Raw genomic sequence first — 20,569 nt, forward strand, 5'->3', positions numbered from 1 at the left:
CAGCTCTCCCGTCCCGACTGATACTCACCATGTTCGAACATATCGATGCCTACCCCGGCGACCCGATCCTTACGCTGAACGAGGATTTCCAGAAAGATCCGCGCCAGAACAAGGTGAATCTGAGCATCGGGATCTATTTCGACGACGACGGCCGCCTGCCGGTCATGCAGGCCGTGCGCGAAGCCGAAGAGACGATCCTGACCGACGCCGGCCCGAAGCCCTATCTGCCGATGGCCGGCTTCGCGCACTACCGCGACGCCGTCCAGCACCTCGTGTTCGGCGCCGCGAGCCCGGCGCGTGCGGAGGGTCGCATCGCCACCTTGCAGACACTCGGCGGCTCGGGCGCCCTGAAGGTCGGCGCCGATTTCATCAAGCGTTATTTCCCGCAGTCGCAGGTATGGGTCAGCGATCCGACCTGGGAGAACCACCGCTTCATCTTCGAGCGCGCGGGTTTCGCCGTGAACACGTATCCGTACTATGACGAAGCGACCGGCGGCCTGAAATTCGACGCGATGCTCGCCGCCATCGATGCCTTGCCCGCCCGCAGCATCGTCCTGCTGCACGCGTGCTGCCATAACCCGACCGGCGTCGATCTGGACCGCGCGCAGTGGGAACAGCTGATCACGGTGTTGGAAAAGCGCGAGCTGCTGCCGTTCGTCGACATGGCCTATCAGGGCTTCGGAGCCGGTCTCGACGACGATGCCTTCGCCGTGCGTGAACTGGCCCGCCGCGGCGTGCCCGCGTTCGTGGCGAACTCGTTCTCGAAGAATTTCTCGCTGTACGGCGAGCGCTGCGGCGGCCTGCACGTGATCTGCGAGAGCGCGGTCGAAGCCGAGCGCGTGCTCGGCCAGCTGACCGGCTCGGTGCGTTCGAACTACAGCAATCCGCCGACGCACGGCGCGAAGATCGTCACGCGCGTGCTGAACACGCCGGAGCTGAATCTCTCCTGGCAGAAGGAGCTTGCCGCGATGTGCCAGCGCATCGCGCGGATGCGCGTCGCGATTCACGACGGCCTGCGCGAACACGTCCACGGCGAGGCGCTCACACGCTACGTGCGGCAGCGCGGCATGTTCACGTACACGGGGCTGACGGCCACGCAGGTGGATCGCCTGCGCGAGGAGCACGGCGTGTATCTGCTGCGCTCGGGCCGCATGTGCGTCGCGGGCCTGAACGACAAGAACGTCGCGACCGTGGCCGACGCGATCGCCACGGTGCTCGCCGCCAAGGCCTGAGTGGTCGCCGCGGCGTCGTGATGTGCGCGGCGGTGTTCCGATGGCGTAAGCTGTCAGCAGGGAACACCGCGCTGCGCGAAGGAGACGCCGATGATCAGACCCGCACTGATGCTCGCGTTGATCTGCGCCGGCTGGCTGGCCGGCCCGAGCAACGCCGGGCTCGACGAGCGCACGAAAAAGCTGCTGCAGGCGCAGGCCATCAATCAGCCTCCGGCGCAAAGCACGTTCAGGAAATACAACACGCCTGATGAGGAAGCCGCGCGCCAGGGCGGCAGCCCGGGACGTGTCCCGGGGCAGCCGCCCGGCAGCCGCGGCAGCGCGGAAAGCGTGCCGCCGCAAAAGCCACTGACAAAGCCCGCGCAGCCTTGACCCTCTCCCGTGCGCGCCGCTTCACACCTGCGGCAACCTCTCGACGCTTGTGCTAACTTGAAAGCGTCGAGCGTGTGCTTTGGAGGGACATCAAATGTCAGTGATCGCGCCGGACGAAAAAGCCGATTTCCTTGCCATCCTGGAGCGTCATCGCCTGGCAGAGGGCGATTTTCTGCTGCAGGAGACCGATACGACCGATATCGTCGACGACGTCTATCCGCTGCGCGGCCACGTCACGGTCGTGCGCAAGTCGACCCTGAAGGAAAAGGAATACCGCATCGGACACGGCACCGCATGGACGGTCGAGTTCGAGAAGGACCTGAATAAGGGCGGCTTCGGCTGAAGCCGCGTGCGGCACGGCAGGCCAGCGCAAGATGCATACCCGCGAGCGCGCCACCCGCTTCGTTCGGCAGCGAATTGACGGGTCGGGGGAGCCGGTGCATGCTTTTACGAACCTGTTTCCAATGCGCGGAGCACGTGATGAAGTCCAGCGAATTCGCATCGTTCAAGGCACACGTCGCAATGCTGCTTCGCGACCTGCCCGCGGGCACCACCGCCGATCTGACCGACGTGGCCGTTGCGTACTGGGACGGCAAGCGTGTGGTGGGCGCCTATCTGCGCGACGGCGGCCGGATGGACGAGGCGTTCGACTTCGACGAGAACGCGTGGGGCAACTGGCACGACGAATTCGTCGGCTGGCTCGCCATGCCGAGCTTCAGCGAACGCAGCGACCTGAAGGCGCTGCTCGCGTCGGGCGGTGCTGCGCAGCCGGGCGGGCGAGTCTGAGCACACGCCGCCCGGCGTTTCACTTGACGTCGGGATGCCTTACGTTCCACTGGCGCACCACGCGGTTCTCGCGCTCGAAGCCGAGCACGCTGATCGTCGCGGTGTCGAGATAGAAATGCGCCCCGAGCGCCGCCGACTCACCGATCCAGCACCCCGCGAAAACCCGCAGAAAATGCGCATGAGAAAAAAGCGCAATGCGTCCGGGCGAGCCGAGCAGCCGCTCGATCAGCGATAGCGCCCGCGCCTGGATCTGCCCGACGCTCTCGCCTTCAGGTATCGGGGACGTCCAGACGGACCAGTCGGGCACGTCGTCGCGAATCTCCTTCGTCTTGCGCCCTTCATAGATGCCGTAGTCCCACTCGCGCAGGTCCGGTTCCTGCTGCGCATGTTCGCCGAGCCCGGCAAGACGGCAGGTTTCGATCGCCCGCGACATCGGGCTCGACAGCACGCGATCGAACCGCGCTGCCGCGAGCACCGCGGCGAGCGCGCGGGCCTGCTCTCGTCCGCGTTCGGTCAGCGGGATGTCGGTGCGGCCCGTGTGCTGGCCCGAGCGGCTCCATTCCGTTTCCCCGTGGCGGATCAGCCAGAGTTCGGGCGGGTCGGCAGGTGTTCCGTTGGTCGTTGTGTTCATCGGCGGATTCTCACGTGAAGGCGTGAAGGGGCGAGAACTTCGTGTGCGCGGACTTCGCGAGCAATTGATTCTACGACCGCCACGCGAATCGTGCCGGCAACGAAGGCGCCGACGCGAGCGGTCAAGTCCCGAAAAGGCACTATATTGGAGAGTGCTTCCGGACCATCATATGAGGGATTCGAGCATGAAAACACGCACGTGCCGCGCCATTGCTTCAGGGTTGTTGATCGCCGCGCTGCTGCCTGCTACGGCGGCGCATGCCCAACTCGGGGACCTGCTCAAGGGCGGGGGCACGAGCGGCGGGACAGCCGGCAGCCTCGGCACCCTGGGCAGCGCGCTGTCGGGACAGTCGCTGAGCTCGGGCAGCCTCGGCAACGTGGCGGGCGTACTGGAATACTGCATCAAGAACAACTACCTCGGCGGCGGCAGCGCGACGTCGGTGAAGGACTCGCTGATGAGCAAGATCTCCGGCTCGCCCTCGAGCGACAGCGGCTACACGGACGGCGCGAAGGGACTGCTGAACAGCAGCGACGGCAAGAAGGTGGACCTGAGCGCCGCCGGCCTCAAGGAGCAGGTGACGAAGCAGGTCTGCGACACGATTCTCGCGCAAGGCAAGTCGATGCTGTGAGATCGACGCGCGAAATGCGGATGTCGTGCGCGAGATTCGCGGGGCCATATCGCGCATGAGGCGGCCTTGATTTGAGCTGTCCGCTTTTGCCGAGCCTTTGACCAGCCGCGCGCCCATACGCACGTATGATTTGCTGAAGCGCCGCGTGCCGGTAATCTCCACTGCGGGGTGCGGGCGGCACAACCGTTCGCATCCCTGCTCGTTCGAGGAACCACCGAGGACCGTCGTTTGCTGAACTCTCCGATCGTTTCAATCGTCGATGATGACCATGCCGTTCGCACGTCGATCGCCAATCTTGTCCGCTCCATGGGCTGGCAGCCGCAGGTCTTCGAGTCTGCAGAAGCGTTTCTCCACTCGGGCCAGATCGACGCCACCGCGTGCCTGATCTCGGACGTTCAGATGCCGGGCATCTCGGGCCCGGACATGCAGCTTCGTCTGATCGAGCAAAGCCGCGTTCTTCCCATCATCTTCATTACCGCCTTTCCCAACGACGCGCTCAAGTCACAAGTGATCTCCAACGGCGCGCTCGACATGTTCACGAAGCCGCTCGATATCGCGGCGATCCTCCACCGGATCGAACTCGTCCTCGGGACGGCAGGCTCGACCGTCGCCTGACACGTCTCTTCGTCGCGACGCCGCTGCGGGTTCACGCGTCCTCGCGACGCACGGTTTCGTGTCTGACGTAGCCTTGCTCGATCGCTCAGTCCGAAGACCGTCGACCCGCTCTCCGAGCGTCTGCATTGCCGCTTCGGCCACGCTGAAGAGGCCCGGCGATACCCGCTTCAAGAAATCCGCACGGCTGCCGATAGACACGATATCCCTCGCCAGTTGCGGACCAACTATTCGATGAAAGTGCAAAGCGACGTACCGGCCTCCGGCGCATCCACCCCGACAGCCACATCTCCGGCAAGCGGCGGCGCGGCGCGCGGTACCGGCGACGACACCAGGGCCGCCGCGGGCAACGCAGCCTCGACCGCTACGGCTTCCGCGTCCGCTTCCGCACAACGGGACGCACCGTCCGGCCCGGTCCAGCAACTCAAGGCGATGATCGAGCGGCTTCAGAAGCAACTGGCGGCGTTGCGCCTCGAGATAGCGAGGGCGTCGGCGTCAGCCGCGCACGATGGCGGCGTGAGCCCTGTGGTGACCTCGCTGCAAGGCGAGGTGACGGTGATCGAGGCGGCGCTGCAAGGGGCGACCGCAGCGCTCGCCGAGCTGCTGCTCAAATCCGGCACGAGCACCGGGCTGATCGATCTGCATGTCTAGGCATGCGCGGGGCCCGGCTTTCAAGCTGTATCCGGGAAACGCATTGCCTTCGGCGGCCGTAAGCATTTACAGTCTAATGACAAATAGAAAATGCCGCTGAAAGGCTCGGCGTTTATTTCTTATTGATACTTTTCAATCCAATTTTAATAACGCCAGCCAATGCCAATCGGGTTGCGGCGTCGCAAAATCGCCACACCCGGATTTGGTTTGTTTTTAATTCGCCGGCCAATGGCGGCGTGAAAAACCCTGAATATTCAAGCGCGAGCGCAATTTCAAAGTTCATTGCGCACTGAGGAAAACATTATTGCGCCAAACGTCGTGTCATCCGGGAAGTCCCGACTCGTAGACTGTCCTTCGCATTTGCGTGATCCGTTTCGCGCGTTTTACCGTTATCGGTGAACTCGATGATTCAGGTTGTTGTTTTTCCTTACAGTCGGAGAACTAGTATGAAAAGGACGTTTTTGGCCGCCTCGATGCTCGGCGCGGTTGCCGTGACCGCACACGCGCAGAGCAGCGTGACGCTGTACGGTACTCTCGATGCCGGCCTCGTCTACTCGAATAATCAGCTCGGGCATAGTAACTTTCAGCAGGCAAGCGGCTCGGTATCGAATACGTATTTCGGCCTCAAGGGTAATGAAGACCTCGGTGGCGGCCTGCATGCGATTTTTACGTTGGAAAGCGGTTTTAATCTGAATAACGGCCAGTTCACCGAAAGCAATTCGATTTTCAATCGTCAAGCTTTTGTCGGATTGAAAAGCGACCAATATGGTCAGCTGACCCTCGGCCGTCAATATGATTCGATGGTCGATAGTCTCGCGCCGATTTCGGCTGCGGGCTATGGCTATGGCAATAACCTCGCCGCGCACCCGTTCGACAACGACAATCTCGACAACACCTTCTCGGTCAAGAACTCCGTGAAGTACACGAGCGCGAATTACGCCGGCTTCCAGTTCAACGGCTTGTACGGCTTCAGCAATGCGGCTGGCCAGTTCTCGGACAACCGCGCGTGGAGCGTGGGCGGATCGTATTCCAACGGCCCGTTGAATGTGGCTGCCGCCTACCTCCAGCTGAACAACTCGGGCAGCAACAGCAACCTGAACGGCGCGGTGGCATTCGGCAACGGCGACGCGAATATCGCCTCGACGCTGCAGCGCACGTACGGTGTGGGCGCGAACTATGCGTACGGCCCCGCGACGGTCGGCCTGCTCTACACGCATACGCAGCTCGATGGCCTGCAGAGCATCAACGTAGGCGGCACAGTGCTCGCGGGTCTGGGCGGCACCAACCTGCACATGGACAACTATGAAATCAACGGCCGATATGCGCTGACGCCGGCGCTGAGCCTCGCCGCCGCGTACACGTTCACCGACGGCAAGGTGTCGGGCAGCAACGGCACGGGCGACCCGAAGTGGCACACCGCGACGCTGCAGGCCGACTACGCGCTGAGCAAGCGCACGGACGTGTACGTCGAAGGCGCGTATCAGCACGCGTCGGGCGAACTCGGCTCGTTCGGTGCGAATGTCGCGGCGATCAACTCGCTGTCGCCGTCGTCGACGGGCAATCAGGTGGCCGCGGCCATCGGCGTGCGTCACCGCTTCTGAGCGTAGAACGCCGTCACGACGAAACGCGCCGCCCTCGGGCGGCGCGTTTGTTTTTGCGAGGGCAGGAGCGTGCCGGGCGCGGCGGCAGCATCCGCCACGCTCAGTGCCGCGTCACCAGTTCGAGCCGATGCTCGGCGGCGCCGGGCAAAAACGGCGTGGCGTCGCCGCGCGCCCAGGCCTCGTGCCCCGCAAGAAAATACGGCGACAGCGGATGCCCCGACTGTCCGCCGGGCATCTCGAAGAGGCCCTCCGCCTCGCGCCCCGGCGAGACCGCCATCCGCTCGGACGCGCCGAACGCGGGAGCCTGCACGCGCGGCATGTTGATGTCGCCGGGCAGCGGCTCGCGCGGCGCGCCAAGCCACCCGCGCAGCCACGGCAGCCACGGCGGCACGATCCTCGCGAACGGATGCTCGATCGCGGCGCGGTTGCGCTCGCCCCAGCGCGCGTCCGCGAGCTTCGTTCCTTTCGGCAACTGGCCGATCGCGTGGTCGATGCGATCGAGCATGAACGCGCGCCAGTCCGCGAAACGCTCCGGCACCCATGCGTGCTGGCCCGCGAGCGTTTCCATCACGGCGCCGTAACGCGAACTCGCGGCACGAAACCCGAGCTTCGGACCGGCCGCCGCGAGGTCCGCGTCGAGCGGGCCGAACCACGCGTCGTAGAGCGAGAAGTAGAAGGCGCGCAAAAGGCGGTAGCCGGCCGAATCGGCGTCGGCGCGGCCGTTCCATGCGGCGACGATCCGCCTGAATTCGGCGCGTTGCGGATGGTCCTTCAATGCGTCGGCGTCGAGCGCGGCGAGGGCGACGCCGCGCCAGCTTTCGATCCACGGCGCGCGGTCGTCGGTCTGGATCGCGAGCATGTCGCGTTCGCTCGCGCGCGGGATCGCGAGCAGATCGTCGCGGACCTGCGATGCGCGCGCGCCGAGGTCCGCGCCGGCATCGCCTGCAATGGCGGCCTCGGCGGGCGGCAGCGTGCGGTTGTTCGCGCTCCACAGGCGCCCGAGCGGCGGGTCGATGCGCGACGGATACGCGGACGGCGGCAGATAGCCGCTCCAGCCGTGATAAGTGGCCGAATCGAAAGGCAAATCCCCGGGCGCGCCGGCAGCCGCGCCGTTGTCGCGCCGCGGAAGCGGCCCGGCGAGCGTCCAGCCGATGGTGCCGTGCGCATCGGCCACCGTGAAGTTCTGCGTGGGAATGCCGCTCGTCTGCGCGACGCGGAGCGCGTCGGCGACACTCGCGCTGTCCTCGAGCTTGCGCAGGTTCAGGTTCACGGCCTCGCGATCGTGCGCGACCCAGCGCAGCGCATACGCATTCGCGCCCGAGACGATCTCCGGGCCCCAGCGGGTGTCGTAGACCGGCAGGTCGAGCGGCTCGCCGCCCTTCACCTCGATGCGTTCGTGACGAACGATGGCGCGTTCCCAGCCGCCGCCGCTGACGCCGCCGCTGATGCGATAGCGTGCCGGATCGGCGGGATCGGTGTGCAGGCGGACGAGGTCGATGAAACGGCCGTAGCTGTTGGTGAAGCCCCATGCGATCCGGCCGTTGCTGCCGGCGATCACGAGCGGCGCGCCCGGCAGGCTGACGCCCGTGACGCGGCGCTCGCTCGCGTCCGGCGCGGGCCACGCGAGCGACACGCGGTACCAGATGTTCGGCAGCGACAGCCCGAGATGCATGTCGTTCGCGAGGATCGCGCCGCCATGCGCGCTGTGCGCGCCGTCGACGGCCCAGGCGTTGCTGCCGATCATCGAATTGCCCGCGTACGCGCCGGAGTCGGAGACGGCGGCGCCTGCGGGCGTTTTCGCAGCGAGCCAGCCGGGACGCGTCGCGGGCAGCGTGGCGGGAGCGACAGGCGCGGGCGACGCGGTGTCGAACGGCGCGTCCCAGTGACTCGTGACCGGCAGCAGGAACGAGAGCAGGTCGGCGCTCACGCGCTCGTGCAATGCGGCGCGCGACAGGATGCGCTGCACCTCGAACGACTGCAGGTCGAAGTACATCGCATAGACGACGAGCAGCGTGTCTTCCGGCCGCCACGCCACGGGCTGCGTGCGCAGCACCCAGTATTCGAACGGACGCGAGGCGAGCGATGCGAGGCCGTCGTTCACGCCCGCCGTGTAGCGCTCGATCAGGCGCCGGTCATCGGGCGGCAGTGCGTCGAATTGCTGCCGGGCGCGTTCGCGAAACCGGTGCGGGCGGTCGCGCCGGTCGAGCTCGACCGCCGCCGGACCAATCAGCGCCGCCATCTCGCCCGCCGCGACGCGGCGCAGCAGGTCCATCTGGAAGAAGCGATCCTGCGCGTGCACGAAGCCCGTGCCGTAGGCGACGTCGTCGCGGGCGCGGCCGTAGAGCGTCGGCACGCCGAGCGCGTCGCGTTCGATCGTCACGGGTGCGGAGAGGCCCGGCGCCTCGCGCGTGCCGTCGAGCTGCGGCAGGCTCGCGCGCAGCGTGATCCATGCGGCAATCCCCGCGATCGCGAGGACCGCGACGAGCGCGCAAAACAGCATCGCCAGCCAGGCGAAGCACCGCTTTCTTAAGGAGAGGCTCGGACGATTCATCCCGGTCATGGACGTGATGCCCGCCGTCCCGACGCGCCAGTCGGGTGCGGCCGGGCGGCGTGTGAAGATAGCACGAGGCCGGGCTCGCCGGCTTCGCATCCGTTGCCGTTCATGTCCACGCCGCCCGCCAGCCCATGCTCAGTGGCTCAGTGCACGACGCGGCGCGCGGCCTCGGCATAGCCGATGCGACGCTCGGGCGGCACCGGATGGCGCCCGGCCACGCGCTCGAGCACGAGCCGCACGTCGTCGTCGAGACCGGCTCTCATCGCGGAATCGACGAAGAGCTGCTCCAGCACGTCGCGCTGCGCGTGGCTGCCGCCCAGGTGCTGCAGGAGGCCGAGCGCCGGGCGCATCGCGGCGACGGCGGCGGCGTGGTCGCCGCGGCGGTGCGCAAGCACGGCTTCGCAGGCGGGTGCCGCCGCATCGCGCAGGATCTGTCCATGGCCATTGCGGGTGTTGCGGGCGGCATCGCGCACCGCGTCGAGCAGGCGCTGCGCCGCGTCCCAGCGGCCGGCGCCGGTGAGTGCCATCATCCAGTGCGGCAGCGTGAACGTGGCAAGGCAGTCGCCGATACGCGCCTCCGCCTTGTCCGCGAGTTCCGTCCAGCGCCCGCCCGCCGGCACGCCGCGCAATTCGAGACGAAACAGCATCGACGTGGCGTTGAGAACGTCGTTGTAGAGGTCCGGCATGGCCGTCACGAGCGGCGAGGAAAGATCGCGAAAGCGGCGGTCGTAGAGATCGAGCACGGTGTCGAACTCGCGCCGCTCGAGGTGGAACAGCGCGCGATGCCACCACAGATGATGCTTCAGGTTGTTGGCTGCGTCCCAGTGCGGCTCGAGCCCTTCCAGAAACGCGATGCCTTCGCTGCGGCGGCCCTGCATCTCCATCACGTGGGTCACGGCATGCGTCGCCCAGAGGTCGCCGGGTTCGAGCGCGAGGGCGGCGCGTCCGGCGGCTTCGGCCGCCAGGTACTGGCCGCATTCCTCGTGCGCGAACGCGCGGCAGGCCAGGATCGCGAAGTAGCCCGGCACGTCCGCGCACCAGTGCGGCAGGATGTGTTCGGCGGCACTCAGCATGCGTTCCGGACGGCCGATCGCGAATGAGTTGCCGTGATGCAGGCGAAAGGCGAGCAGGTCGCGCGGATGCGATTCCAGAATCTGCTCCCACGTGCTGATCGCGTGCTCGAGATCGCCCTCGATCCAGTGCGCGAGCGCCTCGGCATGAGCCTGTTCGCGATGCGTCGCACGGGCGACATGGCGCCTCGCACTGGCGAGCGCCTCGCGCGCCTGCGGCACGAGCGCGCCGTTGAGCGCGGCCATCGCGAAGTAGCCCTTGAGCACATGCGCCATGCCGAATTCCGGATTGGCGGCGAGCAGTGCGTTCACCCGCGCGGCGGTGTCGGCGCGAAAGCGCGTGTAGCCGTCGATGGCATGGTCGTAGGCATGGGCGGCTTCCCGGTGCGAGTCGACGGTGATGACGAGGCCCTGAGCATCGTGCTGCATGTCTGGTTCCTTTTGCTCGAAGAGACGGACGGTGAACGAAAGCCTGCACGGATTACAGCCGCGTCCCGTATCTGGCTTGGCGGGCGTAGCAGGCATGGCGATCAAAACAACGCTTCGGCCCGTCGATCTATTCCCGCGCGAGATACGCGTCCTTTACTGCGCGCCCCGTTAAATTTGCGCGGGCTTTAGATGGCTTTCGATATTCTCTCTGCCACCCCTGTTGCACGCGTTACGCAGCTTGATGCTGCGTCGTTTTTCGGAGATTCATCGTGTTTGAAGCGTTTGAGATTGGCAAGGACTACACCCGCGAACAGATTCATGTCGTCTGCGGCGGCAACAAGCAGGCGTTTCTGCCCACGAAAAACGGCAGGGTCGTCGCCGCCTGCCTGCGGCCCGATCTGAACCCGCTCGCGCCCGAGGTGATTCTCTGCAACAGCGGCGCCGCAGCGCGCGCCGCCGGCCGCACGCTTGCGAAGCAGGCCGAGGCGATTCCCGTCTTCATCAAGCGCGAGACGGACCGCTTCCGGTATGTCGGAAGCTTTGCCGCGGCGGAATCCATGACGGCGCCCGCCGACTGCGCGCCGTATGCGCGCCACACGAGCTTCACGACCGGGCAGATTTCGCGCGTCATCAAGCTGAGGCGCTGCTAGATGTCCGGGGCTCCGGTGGATGCCGGATGAGCCGTTGGTGACCCTGCGTTTCGACTCGCGCGCAAGCGCGACGGGAAAGCAGGATCGCCTTGACGGTTCATCCGATGTTCACCGGAGCCCGCCCGCTGTCAGGGCGCGCGGCTGTCGGGATCGACCGCGAAGAGCGCCTCCAGAAGATTCGATGCGGGCCGGTCGGCAAGGCGCGTGAGCGACTCGATCATTTCAACCTGGCAATCCTGCAACGCGAGCGTTCTGATCCGCCGCGATTCGTTGAACTCGGCGCGCGCGATCACGCCGACGCCCATCCCCTGCGCGACCGCTTCTTCAAGCGCTTCGCGTCCTTCGACATACATCACCGGTTCCACCTGCAACGACTGCCGCACGAGTTCGAGTTCGAGCAATTGCTGCGTGACGGACTGCGGTTCGCGAAAGATCATCGGCTGACGCACGAGCTGCGCATACGTGAGCTTGCGCTTCTTCGCGACCGGGCTGCCCGCCGGCACCATCGCGACGAGCGGGTCGCGCCGCAGCACGCGCGATGCGAGCCGGCTGTGGACCTGGGGCGCCGCGGTCACGGCGGCGTCGACCGCGCTCGACAGCACGCGCTGCATGCACACCGCCGCATTGGCAATCGACAGCGTCACGACAATGCCCGGGTGACGCCTGCGAAACGCGCCGATCAGCTTGATGGCGAGGTCGGGCGCGTCCGCGACGAGCGACAGCGTGCCGGATTCGAGACCGCTCGCCGAATCGAGCAACTGCCGCGCTTCGCGCTCGCAACCGAGCATCTGCCGTGTGACGTTAAGGAGCCGCCGGCCGAGTTCGGTCGGCTCGACGCCGCGTGCGCTGCGCTCGAAAAGCCGCACGCCGAATTCCTGTTCGAGCCGCCGCACGTGGTCGGAGACGGCGGGCTGCGTGAGCGACAGCGCCTGTGCCGCCTTCGAAAAGCCGCCCTGTTCCGCGACCGCATGAAACGCCCGCAATTGCGCGTACTGCATGTTCGCCTCGACGAATAAGTTTTGCTGATAGGCAGATCGCTTATATCGATTTTACCAATGCGACGCGCTTCTGTACTGTTCAGACATCGAAACGTCGCGAAGAGGGGTGCAGACATGGAAGACGCCGTTGTCCTGGCAGCGCGGTGCGCCGCTCCCGCAGCAGGGGAGCCGTATCTGCTGACGCCGGGGCCGCTCACCACGGCGCGGTCGACGAAAGAGGCCATGCTGCGCGACTGGGGATCGTGGGATGCCGAGTTCCGCGAGATGACCGCGCAGCTTCGGCGCGCACTGCTCGACATTGCGGGCGACGTCGCGGGCGACTACGACTGCGTGCCGCTTCAGGGCAGCGGCAGCTACTGCGTCGAGGCGATGCTCGGCTCGCTGGTTCCCCGCGACGGCCACGCGCTCGTCCTCGCGAACGGCGCATACGGCAAGCGCATCGCGACGACGCTCCGCTATCTCGGCCGCAGGCACACGGTGCTCGACAAGGGCGATTACCTGCCCCCGCGCGGCAGCGAAGTCGAACGCATGCTTGCCGTCGATCACACGATCACGCACGTCGTCGTCGTGCATTGCGAAACGAGTTCCGGAATTCTCAACCCGATCGGCGAGATCGCCGCCGCGACGGCGAAGCACGGCCGCAAGCTGCTGATCGATTCGATGAGCGCTTTCGGCGCCGTGCCGCTCGACGTGCGCGAGATCCGCTGCGAGGCGTTCGTGTCGTCGGCGAACAAGTGCATCGAGGGCGTGCCGGGCTTCGGCTTCGTGATCGCGCGCCGTGACGCGCTTCGCGACGCGAAGGGCCGCAGCCATTCGCTGAGCCTCGATCTGCACGATCAATGGGACGCGATGAACCGCACGGGCCAGTGGCGCTTCACGCCGCCGACGCACGCCGTCGCCGCGTTCATCGAGGCGCTGCGGCTCCATGCGCTCGAAGGCGGCCCGCGCGGGCGGCTCGCTCGCTATGCGCGCAATCGCGACGTGCTGGTGAGCGAGATGCAGGCGCTCGGCTTCGAGCCGCTGCTCGGCGAGCGCTGGAGGTCGCCTGTCATCGTCACGTTCTTCGCGCCGGCGCATCCGGCGTTTCGATTCGAGCGCTTCTACGCGCTGATGAAAGAGCAGGGCTTCATCATCTATCCGGGCAAGCTGACCGTGGTGGACAGCTTTCGTATCGGCTGCATCGGGCAGGTGGATGCGAGCGTCATGCAGCGCGTGGCGAAGGCGTGCGCGCATGCGCTCGGTGCGATGGGCGTCGATTGCGCGGCGCCATCGGATGCGGCGCTCCGGGAGCGCGGCGCGCTCGCGGCGATGGCCTGAACCGACACCCCACACTTTGAGGACGATGCACATGAAACACGTGAAGGCAGTGATTTTCGACTGGGCGGGCACGGTGGTCGATTACGGCTCGCTTGCGCCGATGGGCGCGTTCGTCGAGACGTTCGAGGAGTTCGGCGTGTCGATCACCATTGACGAGGCGCGCGGGCCGATGGGCATTGCGAAGCGCCCGCACATCGCGGCGCTGATGGCGCTGCCGCGCGTCGGGGCGGCATGGACCGCGAAGTACGGACGTGCGCCGAACGAGGCGGACATCGACGCCGTGTACGACGTGTTCGTGCCGAAGAACATCAGGGTCGCGGCGAGCTACAGCCAGGTGATTCCGGGCGTATCGGACGTGGTGAGTGCGCTGCGTGCCGACGACATCCGCATCGGCACGACGACGGGCTATACGCGCGAGATCATCGACGAGATCGTGCCGGGCGCCGCGCGGCAGGGGTTCGCGCCGGACAGCATCGTCTGCACGGGCGACACGCCCGAGGGACGGCCGTCGCCGTACATGATCTACCGGAGCCTGCCGCAACTGGGCGTGTGGCGCGCGAAGGACGCGATCAAGGTGGACGATACCGAGGTCGGCATCGAGGAAGGCATCAACGGCGGGACGTGGGCCGTGGGAGTCGCGGTGAGCGGCAACGCGTTCGGCATGACCGAGGAGGACATGAAGGCGTTGCCGCCCGGCGAGTTCATGCGTCGCCGCGCGGCCGCCGCGAAACGGCTGACGGCCGCGGGTGCGCACTACGTGGTGGACAGCGTCGCGGATCTGCTGCCCGTCGTGTACGACATCGAGGGACGGCTCGCGCGAGGCGAGCGGCCGTGAGGCCTGGGTGCCGCGTAGCAGGTGCGCGGCGCTGCCGCGTATCGAGCACGCGGCGCTGCCGCGTATCGAGCACGCGGCGCAAGCGCTTTCCAATCAAGGGATTGCGCGCTCAACCCTTGTGATATCCACAGACTTGCGAACAGAAACTGTGGATAAGACATCGCTCAGTCGTTGTGATGGTGGTCGCTTCAGCGCTGACCGTCAAGCCACAGTCCGTTTGACCAGTGAGATACAGCAGCACTTGAGCGGCGAAACGTTGCTCAGAGAGGTCAAACTCGAATTCGATGAGCAGGGCGGATACATGGATGGCGGCGAAATTGTGATCGCCGAATGGAGGGAATAGGGCGGACCGAAAATCATAGGGTGTGATTTATACAAGCCCGATCCGATGCACCACGCGTGGTAACTAAAGCGCAGGCCGGGTTTCCGTTTTAAAGTCATTTGTTCTCGGGGTTGATCTCTCAGGGTGCGAAGGCGTTTTGGCCCGCCTCGTGCAGGCCTCTTTTTTGGGGAGCGTCGCACCAGGCAGCCCCGCCGAAGCGCGGGGCGCTTGCTTAGTGCTGTGATGTATCGATCTGCCGCAACTGGTCTAACGCAGCTAGATCGACGTTCGGGGCGGTTGCCCCAGTCGCGGACTCGACACCTTTTGCGGCACTCTCGCTTTCGACGCTGCGCGGACCTTCCGAAAGATCCTTCAACGACGCTTCCACGGCCTGTTCAGGAACCGGTTCGCCTCTTCCTTCCACTGGCTCCGCTTTCTTTGCGAGATTGTCCATAAGCCGTCCGAAAGCAAGTTTAGCCTGCTGCTCGCCTTCTCCCTCTAGCACATCCGAATACGCCAACCGTAAGCCGGTATTTTGTAGCGCGTCGCTTGAGTTCTGAGCAATTTCGACACTCTCCTTTTGCGTGGTAACTTCCAGTGAACGTGGGCCTTCGATTGAATATGAGGGCTTCGTTTCCCCGGGCGGATAGTAGTAAGTCGTCGAGCCCCAAGGGTACGGGTCGAGCGTACCTTCGGGGTAGGCAGCGCCAACCGTAACGGTAGCCCAACCAGAGCCAAAGTTAGCAGGCAGGGTATTGATCGGATTGTAGACTTGAGAGTAATTGTAGATCGCCCCACCCCAAGTTGGTAAGGAAATCTCACTAGTTTGCGGCGGCGTATAGGAAGGGAAAATTAGCAGAGGAGCGCCGATCGCACCATAGTTGGTGTCGCCCGTATGGTGCAGGTGGGATTGGCTGTGCGCATTTCCAGTGATTTTGAGGGCTCCAACTCCGATGCGTCCGAAGTAGTTGTAGTCTCCATTCGAGTAGACCGTCAAGTGCCAAACTTCCGTCGGCCAATTGCCTTCGGTCATATGCTCGTTATGGTCGCCGTTGATTGTGATACTGGAGCCCTTTACACCTTTGCCGATCACGATGGTCAGATTTGACCCGTTGACTATCGTGTCGGGACTGTCCACGAACACGGTTGAGTGCGGCGCGGCGTAGATGACATTGCCTTTACCGCCAACCGTGTTGTTCGCGCCTGCCAGATGCAACGTCGTGTGTTCCGCAAGGATGACGTTCGAATCGCCTGTAACGTTTGCCTTCAAACCTGATTTTGAAAAGCGAATAATATCGCCGTTTGCATGAATCGTTGTGTCGTTCGCGTTTATCCCAACCGTGGCGCCCTTGCCGTTGATCGTCGCCGACGCTCCATTTTGATGCACACTCACAAGGGCGCCGCTATTGTTTTGGGGATTGACGGTATTGTCTGTTCCATGCAGGTTAGTCGCCGAGCTTCCTCGCGCATTGATGGTATTGGCGTCACCAGTAACATTAACCAGCAAACCATCAGCCAACATGTTCAGTGTATTGCCGTTCGACGTGACCCAATCGCCGTTGCCGTGCAAGGAAATATTCTGACCTGACGCGAGCGCATCAATCGTGATGCCATCGCCTTTGACCGTAACCGAAGAATTCGGCGCGGTCAATTTCAGCGACACAAACAAATGCGACGGGCGTCCGGTTGCGTCGATCGTATTGTTATTTCCGTGCAGGATGGTTTCGGATCGCCAGTTCGGCACAATTATATTGCCGTCGCCGGTAATCTTTTGAGAATACCCACTGAGCCAATTTTTTATGTTATTTCCCGATGATTCAATTTCCTGCCCGGTCTTGCGGAATTCGATGTTACCGCCGCTCCCATGGAAGAACGTTTTTAGGTTTTCTGTTTCGATCTGGACTAAACTGTCCGACGAGTTGAAATTCACGTGGTTGCCGGTTTCCCATATTGAAACCCTCGATTGCGCGGACGGATTAATTTCATTGTCGATGCCATGAAGAGTTAAACCGGCGCCCTTGTTCATCAATATACGATTGCCTGATGACTCAATAGTGCCATAGTCGCAATAGAACTTGATCATATTACCGCGGCCGTTGACGACAGCAGTCCTTGACACACCGCGTATAATAGCCATCGATCCACTGTTAGAAACAAAATCGAATGTAGCGTTACCGTACATTTCGATGACGGCGCCCGATCTTCCGATGACATGTTGAACGACACCATAAATAGTCGCCATGTGATCGACTATGATGTTATTCCAATGATCGGAAGCGAGTGTGTTGTAATCGCCCGTCAAATGGACGTCGGTGTTCCAACCTGCGGCAATCGAATTCCGCTCACCGGTCACGGTAATTAAACTATATCGGCCATCGCTACTATCCGCGTTGATTTTGAAAGTGCCGTTCGAGCCAGTGATGTTTGTCTGTGTAACGAGATGACCCTCTGCGTCCCAAAGCTTGTTGGAATAGGTGCCGTCTCCGTATATGACGACGCGTGAGTTGGGTTGTGTGGGATTCCACAACTTCCATACATCATGGCGACCCGCCGAAGCACTTTCCAGGCTTTCCCCGGTCGAGAGCGAATTACGGACGAGGGATGAACCGTCGGCGAAGGTGTAGAACGTGCTGCCGTCAGGATAATTGAACGTACTCAGCACCCTTTCGACGCCGTAACCCATAATCAAACCATCGGCGTTCAGTTTCGGGACTAAGAAGCCACCCTCTAAAGTGCTCTGCATCGCGCCTTTCATGGACGTGCTAAATGACGCTTGGTCGCTCGCGGAAAGCTGGTGGTAGTAGTCCTGTACTACGCCCTTAACGTTTGTCAGAAACGCTGCCACATCCGTGTTACTTGCTGTCGGCGATATCAACGAGTACCCCGTCAGGCCGATAGCAAGCGCACCGAGGATAACGGCCGCTTCTGGCGCGAAAAAGGCACCGACCGCAAGCGCACCGCTTCCAAGGGCCGCAAATTTCCCGTTGTCAACTTTGCTAAAGCCGCCGCCCTGCTCCGGGGGCAAAGTAACAGTCGCATAAATGGACCCTGCCGACGCAGCGAGAGCAAGAAATGCACTGCCCTTTGCGGCCTTCGCCGCCAATTCACCCGCTTGAGACGAATTACTGCCTAGCTTCTGAAACATCGACGTACTGCTCGCGCCGAATCCGGCTATGTTTGCCGCGACCGCAGATGACAAACTAAATGTCTCTATTGGGTTCTTTGCTTTCGCCGCCTGCTGTGCGGTACTCATTGCGTCAGTGACGCCCACCGAACCGCCGACCAGAAACTCCCACATCATCGTCGCGCCTTGAGCCGTTGTGACAGGACCGAAAGGAACGATTGGCATGGCAGTGCGGACACTGGGCTCGTTGATATCTAGTGCATCATTTATTGTTAAAGTATTCAACTCTCAGGCTCCTAGTGAAGTTCGCACCTTGCGAACGGTAAAAAAGGAAATTAGCCAGCATGGGGACACGGTGATGTACAGCCATAAAAGAACTTTTCCAAACGGGGTCCCTAATGCTTGTAATTTTTCGCTTTGCAGTTCTCGACCCAGCAATACCCGTCCATCACGCGTTGCCGCGTAGGCAATCCAAAATCGCCCAGCACCGTCAAGCAACCGAAAGCCTTCAACATAAATCTCCGGGGTGATTCCCTGTTCGTTTTTCAGTTCTTTAAGTTGAGGTATCCTCGCGGGAAGGTCTTCTAGTTGATAGGCTCGTTCGTCTTTAGTAACAAAAGTGGCGACGCCTACGTCTTTTAAGCCGACCTTAATGGTTTCAAACTTTACAACCCCATACGCTTTCATGAATTGCGTTTCGGAAGGAACTACACCCTGATAAGGGGCTGCAAGAAAGTATGTAATAAATGGAGTACCTAGGCTCCAAGTCACTGCCATAAACAGTACGAGGTGCCTACGCTGGCCTATCTCTGACGGCCTTCCTCGTAGCACAATCCAGAAGGCGCGGCCCCACAATTTCAAGCTTTCTCGAATAGTGCTCATCACGCAACCTTCAGTGAAGTTCGCAATTTGCAAACGTTAATAAATGCTCAAAACCAAAGAGCAGACAGCTAAAGGTATGAAACTCCTTAGCGGTCCGAATTGTGGTAGACAAGCGAATATGAATGTGAATATGGATATGGTTCCAACTGCCGTTAGAAACAGACCAAGAAAAACCGCCTCCCCAGAAAGCGCAGCGATAAAAAATAGTGCGCAGGTCAACGCTGCAACCGCCAGTGCTTTTGATCTCACGCTCGGAAGTCCTCGGATGTAAAGTGACTTGTAATATTACCGTCGCGCTGCCGCACATCGACGGCGCTCGGCACTCAGAGAAATCTGAATTTCTTCAATCGCTCACGCGTTCGGGCGTCGAACTGGGCGGTTTGGATGGGGCGGTGCGGCGGCTTGGGTAATGGCGGTGCGCCGTCACCGCTTGACCTCGGCTGATGTAGCCGTGCTAGTCCGTGCGTCGATGCACTTAAAGCATACGGTGTGGGCCGTTAGAGCCAGCCCTGGCGGGCGAATGAAAATACTTCATTCGAGGCGACAACGAAGTGATCGAGCAGTTCGACGTCGATCAGGGTCAGTGCGTCCTGCAGCGTCTGCGTGAGTTTTCGGTCGTTTGCGCTCGGGGCCACGCTCCCCGAGGGGTGATTGTGCGCGACGATCAACCCGGCCGCATTTAACGCGATGGCACGCCTTACGATCTCTCGCGGATAGACGGCCACGCGTGTGACCGAGCCGCGCGCAGCTTCTTCGGCAAGCAGCAACTGATTCCGCGCGTCGAGATAAAGGCAGACGAACACCTCGTAGCGCCGGGTGCCGAGGAAGAACTTTAAATAATCCCCCACCACATTTGGTGCGTCGAGCAGCGTCCGCTCACGGGTTTTTTCAGCGAGTGCGCTCACGCATAGTTCTGCGACCGCATGCAGTTGAGCGGCCCGCACCGGCGCGATGCCGCGTAACGTGCACAACTCCGCGATAGGTGCGTCGAAGACACCGCGCAGCGTGCCGAACTGCGCCAGGAGATCGTGTGCGAGATCGATGGCACTTGAGCCTGGCGGACCTGGCTGGAGGAAGAGTGAGAACAGCTCGGCATCGGATAACGAGGCTGAGCCGACATTGACCAGACGTTCGTGCGGGCGGTCTTGTTTTCGCCCTCGCGTCGTCGGCGGCGCGTGAAGGAAACGTTTCGGCACGGCTGCCGCATGCGTGGCCGCGTTGGTTTTGAATTGGCTCACCTGGTGCCCCTGTCCAACGCCCGTCACGCGACGCGGGAGGGGTGAGCGGGCACAGTGACAAGGTTGGAAGACCGGCGTCAAACCAAAACCGGCGAGCCTCGCGGCACCCCTGCCACGGCCCGCCCATAGACGTGCAGAAGCAGCGCAGCACCTGCTTGCGCAGGTGTGCGGGTTTGACAACACAGGCTTCCAAACCTGACTGCCGGACAAATCGGCAGCGGGCGAATTTTAGCGCATCGCCCGGGCCAGCGTTTAGCGCGCCCGGGAAAGATGGGTGGCAATGTGTCGTGACCGTGACCGCAGCGCGAGCCTGGAGGGGCGTCCCTATCACCCCCGGAGTCGTCGCGAACGCGCTGAGGCGCAGGCCGTGGGGGAATATGCCTGGCGTCACCCAGGCCGTGTGCGGCGCAACACGAACAGGTTACGCGTCGGGGTTTGGACAAGACACTTGCCCTGTAAGTCGCCGTTAAGGGACGCCGTTAGCTTGAATCTCCGACAGGACACGTGTCTAATATGTAGGACGGCCCCGCTGTAGGGGGACGAAGGTTTCCCGCATCGCAGCGTGCGGGGAAACGTAGGGGAATGGATGGTTGAGGGCAGGTGGGGGACGGGATTTTCCCCACACGCCGCCCGGAGCGCT

The 20,569-nt window shown here is 62.9% G+C and carries 21 protein-coding genes; 13 read left to right on the top strand and 8 right to left on the bottom strand.

What is annotated here, in order from left to right; all coding sequences use genetic code 11:
- Positions 1-29 precede the first annotated feature (29 nt).
- From BG61_RS03530 to BG61_RS03545, 4 genes are all read left to right on the top strand, one after another.
- On the top strand, positions 30-1,232 hold the full coding sequence (locus BG61_RS03530) for an amino acid aminotransferase (RefSeq protein ID WP_035935025.1): 1,203 nt from the start codon (positions 30-32) through the stop codon (positions 1,230-1,232).
- 90 nt (positions 1,233-1,322) lie between these two features.
- Positions 1,323-1,601, top strand: coding sequence for a hypothetical protein (locus tag BG61_RS03535; RefSeq protein ID WP_035941575.1), 279 nt, complete (start codon positions 1,323-1,325; stop codon positions 1,599-1,601).
- 94 nt (positions 1,602-1,695) lie between these two features.
- On the top strand, positions 1,696-1,944 hold the full coding sequence (locus BG61_RS03540) for a hypothetical protein (protein ID WP_035935031.1): 249 nt from the start codon (positions 1,696-1,698) through the stop codon (positions 1,942-1,944).
- Positions 1,945-2,081: 137 nt separating this feature from the next.
- Positions 2,082-2,387: a hypothetical protein gene (locus BG61_RS03545; protein WP_035935034.1), complete on the top strand. Its 306-nt coding sequence runs from the start codon at positions 2,082-2,084 to the stop codon at positions 2,385-2,387.
- 19 nt (positions 2,388-2,406) lie between these two features.
- Here BG61_RS03545 and BG61_RS03550 read toward each other — a convergent pair whose 3' ends face one another.
- Entirely contained in the window at positions 2,407-3,018 is a 612-nt protein-coding gene (locus BG61_RS03550; protein WP_035935037.1) for a histidine phosphatase family protein, read from the bottom strand.
- Positions 3,019-3,202: 184 nt separating this feature from the next.
- Here BG61_RS03550 and BG61_RS03555 point away from each other — a divergent pair, with 184 nt between their 5' ends.
- The 3 genes from BG61_RS03555 to BG61_RS41720 all read left to right on the top strand — a co-directional run bounded on the left by BG61_RS03555 (position 3,203) and on the right by BG61_RS41720 (position 4,909).
- A complete protein-coding gene (locus BG61_RS03555) occupies positions 3,203-3,646 on the top strand; it encodes a YjjA family protein (RefSeq protein WP_035935041.1) in 444 nt (147 codons plus the stop codon).
- A 168-nt stretch (positions 3,647-3,814) separates the two neighbouring features.
- Entirely contained in the window at positions 3,815-4,261 is a 447-nt protein-coding gene (locus BG61_RS03560; protein ID WP_306434222.1) for a response regulator transcription factor, read from the top strand.
- Positions 4,262-4,492: 231 nt separating this feature from the next.
- Positions 4,493-4,909 (top strand): hypothetical protein, encoded by a 417-nt coding sequence (locus tag BG61_RS41720; protein WP_129572192.1) that lies wholly within the window; start codon positions 4,493-4,495, stop codon positions 4,907-4,909.
- Between the two features lie 112 nt (positions 4,910-5,021).
- On the opposite strand, the gene BG61_RS42680 is transcribed toward BG61_RS41720, so the two are convergent.
- A complete protein-coding gene (locus BG61_RS42680) occupies positions 5,022-5,192 on the bottom strand; it encodes a hypothetical protein (RefSeq protein ID WP_161783654.1) in 171 nt (56 codons plus the stop codon).
- 163 nt (positions 5,193-5,355) lie between these two features.
- On the opposite strand from BG61_RS42680, the gene BG61_RS03570 reads away from it, so the two are divergent.
- On the top strand, positions 5,356-6,510 hold the full coding sequence (locus tag BG61_RS03570; protein WP_035935046.1) for a porin: 1,155 nt from the start codon (positions 5,356-5,358) through the stop codon (positions 6,508-6,510).
- A 100-nt stretch (positions 6,511-6,610) separates the two neighbouring features.
- On the opposite strand, the gene BG61_RS03575 is transcribed toward BG61_RS03570, so the two are convergent.
- Entirely contained in the window at positions 6,611-9,010 is a 2,400-nt protein-coding gene (locus BG61_RS03575; RefSeq protein ID WP_232256325.1) for a penicillin acylase family protein, read from the bottom strand.
- Positions 9,011-9,207: 197 nt separating this feature from the next.
- The gene (locus BG61_RS03580; RefSeq protein WP_051672239.1) at positions 9,208-10,563 is read right to left on the bottom strand and encodes a tetratricopeptide repeat protein; all 1,356 of its coding nucleotides are present in this window, start codon (positions 10,561-10,563) and stop codon (positions 9,208-9,210) included.
- A 269-nt stretch (positions 10,564-10,832) separates the two neighbouring features.
- Here BG61_RS03580 and BG61_RS03585 point away from each other — a divergent pair, with 269 nt between their 5' ends.
- Positions 10,833-11,213 (top strand): DUF6697 family protein, encoded by a 381-nt coding sequence (locus BG61_RS03585; protein WP_035935052.1) that lies wholly within the window; start codon positions 10,833-10,835, stop codon positions 11,211-11,213.
- 128 nt (positions 11,214-11,341) lie between these two features.
- Here BG61_RS03585 and BG61_RS03590 read toward each other — a convergent pair whose 3' ends face one another.
- Positions 11,342-12,211 carry a LysR substrate-binding domain-containing protein gene (locus BG61_RS03590; protein ID WP_035935055.1) on the bottom strand — a complete coding sequence of 290 codons (870 nt, stop codon included), beginning with the start codon at positions 12,209-12,211 and terminating at the stop codon, positions 11,342-11,344.
- A gap of 114 nt (positions 12,212-12,325) precedes the next feature.
- On the opposite strand from BG61_RS03590, the gene BG61_RS03595 reads away from it, so the two are divergent.
- From BG61_RS03595 to BG61_RS42685, 3 genes are read left to right on the top strand one after another with little or no spacing between them, the layout of a single operon-like run.
- Positions 12,326-13,528, top strand: coding sequence for a 2-aminoethylphosphonate--pyruvate transaminase (locus BG61_RS03595; protein ID WP_035935058.1), 1,203 nt, complete (start codon positions 12,326-12,328; stop codon positions 13,526-13,528).
- Between the two features lie 31 nt (positions 13,529-13,559).
- Entirely contained in the window at positions 13,560-14,363 is an 804-nt protein-coding gene (phnX, locus tag BG61_RS03600; RefSeq protein WP_035935060.1) for a phosphonoacetaldehyde hydrolase, read from the top strand.
- A gap of 7 nt (positions 14,364-14,370) precedes the next feature.
- Positions 14,371-14,706 carry a hypothetical protein gene (locus BG61_RS42685; RefSeq protein WP_161783655.1) on the top strand — a complete coding sequence of 112 codons (336 nt, stop codon included), beginning with the start codon at positions 14,371-14,373 and terminating at the stop codon, positions 14,704-14,706.
- A 211-nt stretch (positions 14,707-14,917) separates the two neighbouring features.
- On the opposite strand, the gene BG61_RS03605 is transcribed toward BG61_RS42685, so the two are convergent.
- Complete coding sequence (locus tag BG61_RS03605) at positions 14,918-18,094, bottom strand: phasin family protein (RefSeq protein WP_129572193.1); 3,177 nt, start codon at positions 18,092-18,094, stop codon at positions 14,918-14,920.
- 3 nt (positions 18,095-18,097) lie between these two features.
- On the bottom strand, positions 18,098-18,496 hold the full coding sequence (locus tag BG61_RS41725) for a hypothetical protein (protein WP_129572194.1): 399 nt from the start codon (positions 18,494-18,496) through the stop codon (positions 18,098-18,100).
- Positions 18,497-18,734: 238 nt separating this feature from the next.
- On the opposite strand from BG61_RS41725, the gene BG61_RS41730 reads away from it, so the two are divergent.
- Positions 18,735-18,962: a hypothetical protein gene (locus tag BG61_RS41730; RefSeq protein ID WP_152565217.1), complete on the top strand. Its 228-nt coding sequence runs from the start codon at positions 18,735-18,737 to the stop codon at positions 18,960-18,962.
- A 226-nt stretch (positions 18,963-19,188) separates the two neighbouring features.
- Here the strand turns inward: BG61_RS41730 and radC are convergent, their stop codons facing one another.
- Positions 19,189-19,929 (bottom strand): RadC family protein, encoded by a 741-nt coding sequence (gene radC, locus BG61_RS03610; protein WP_035935063.1) that lies wholly within the window; start codon positions 19,927-19,929, stop codon positions 19,189-19,191.
- Positions 19,930-20,569: the final 640 nt, after the last annotated feature.

Origin of the sequence: Caballeronia glathei (assembly GCF_000698595.1) — a bacterium.
Classification (GTDB): Bacteria; Pseudomonadota; Gammaproteobacteria; order Burkholderiales; family Burkholderiaceae; genus Caballeronia; species Caballeronia glathei.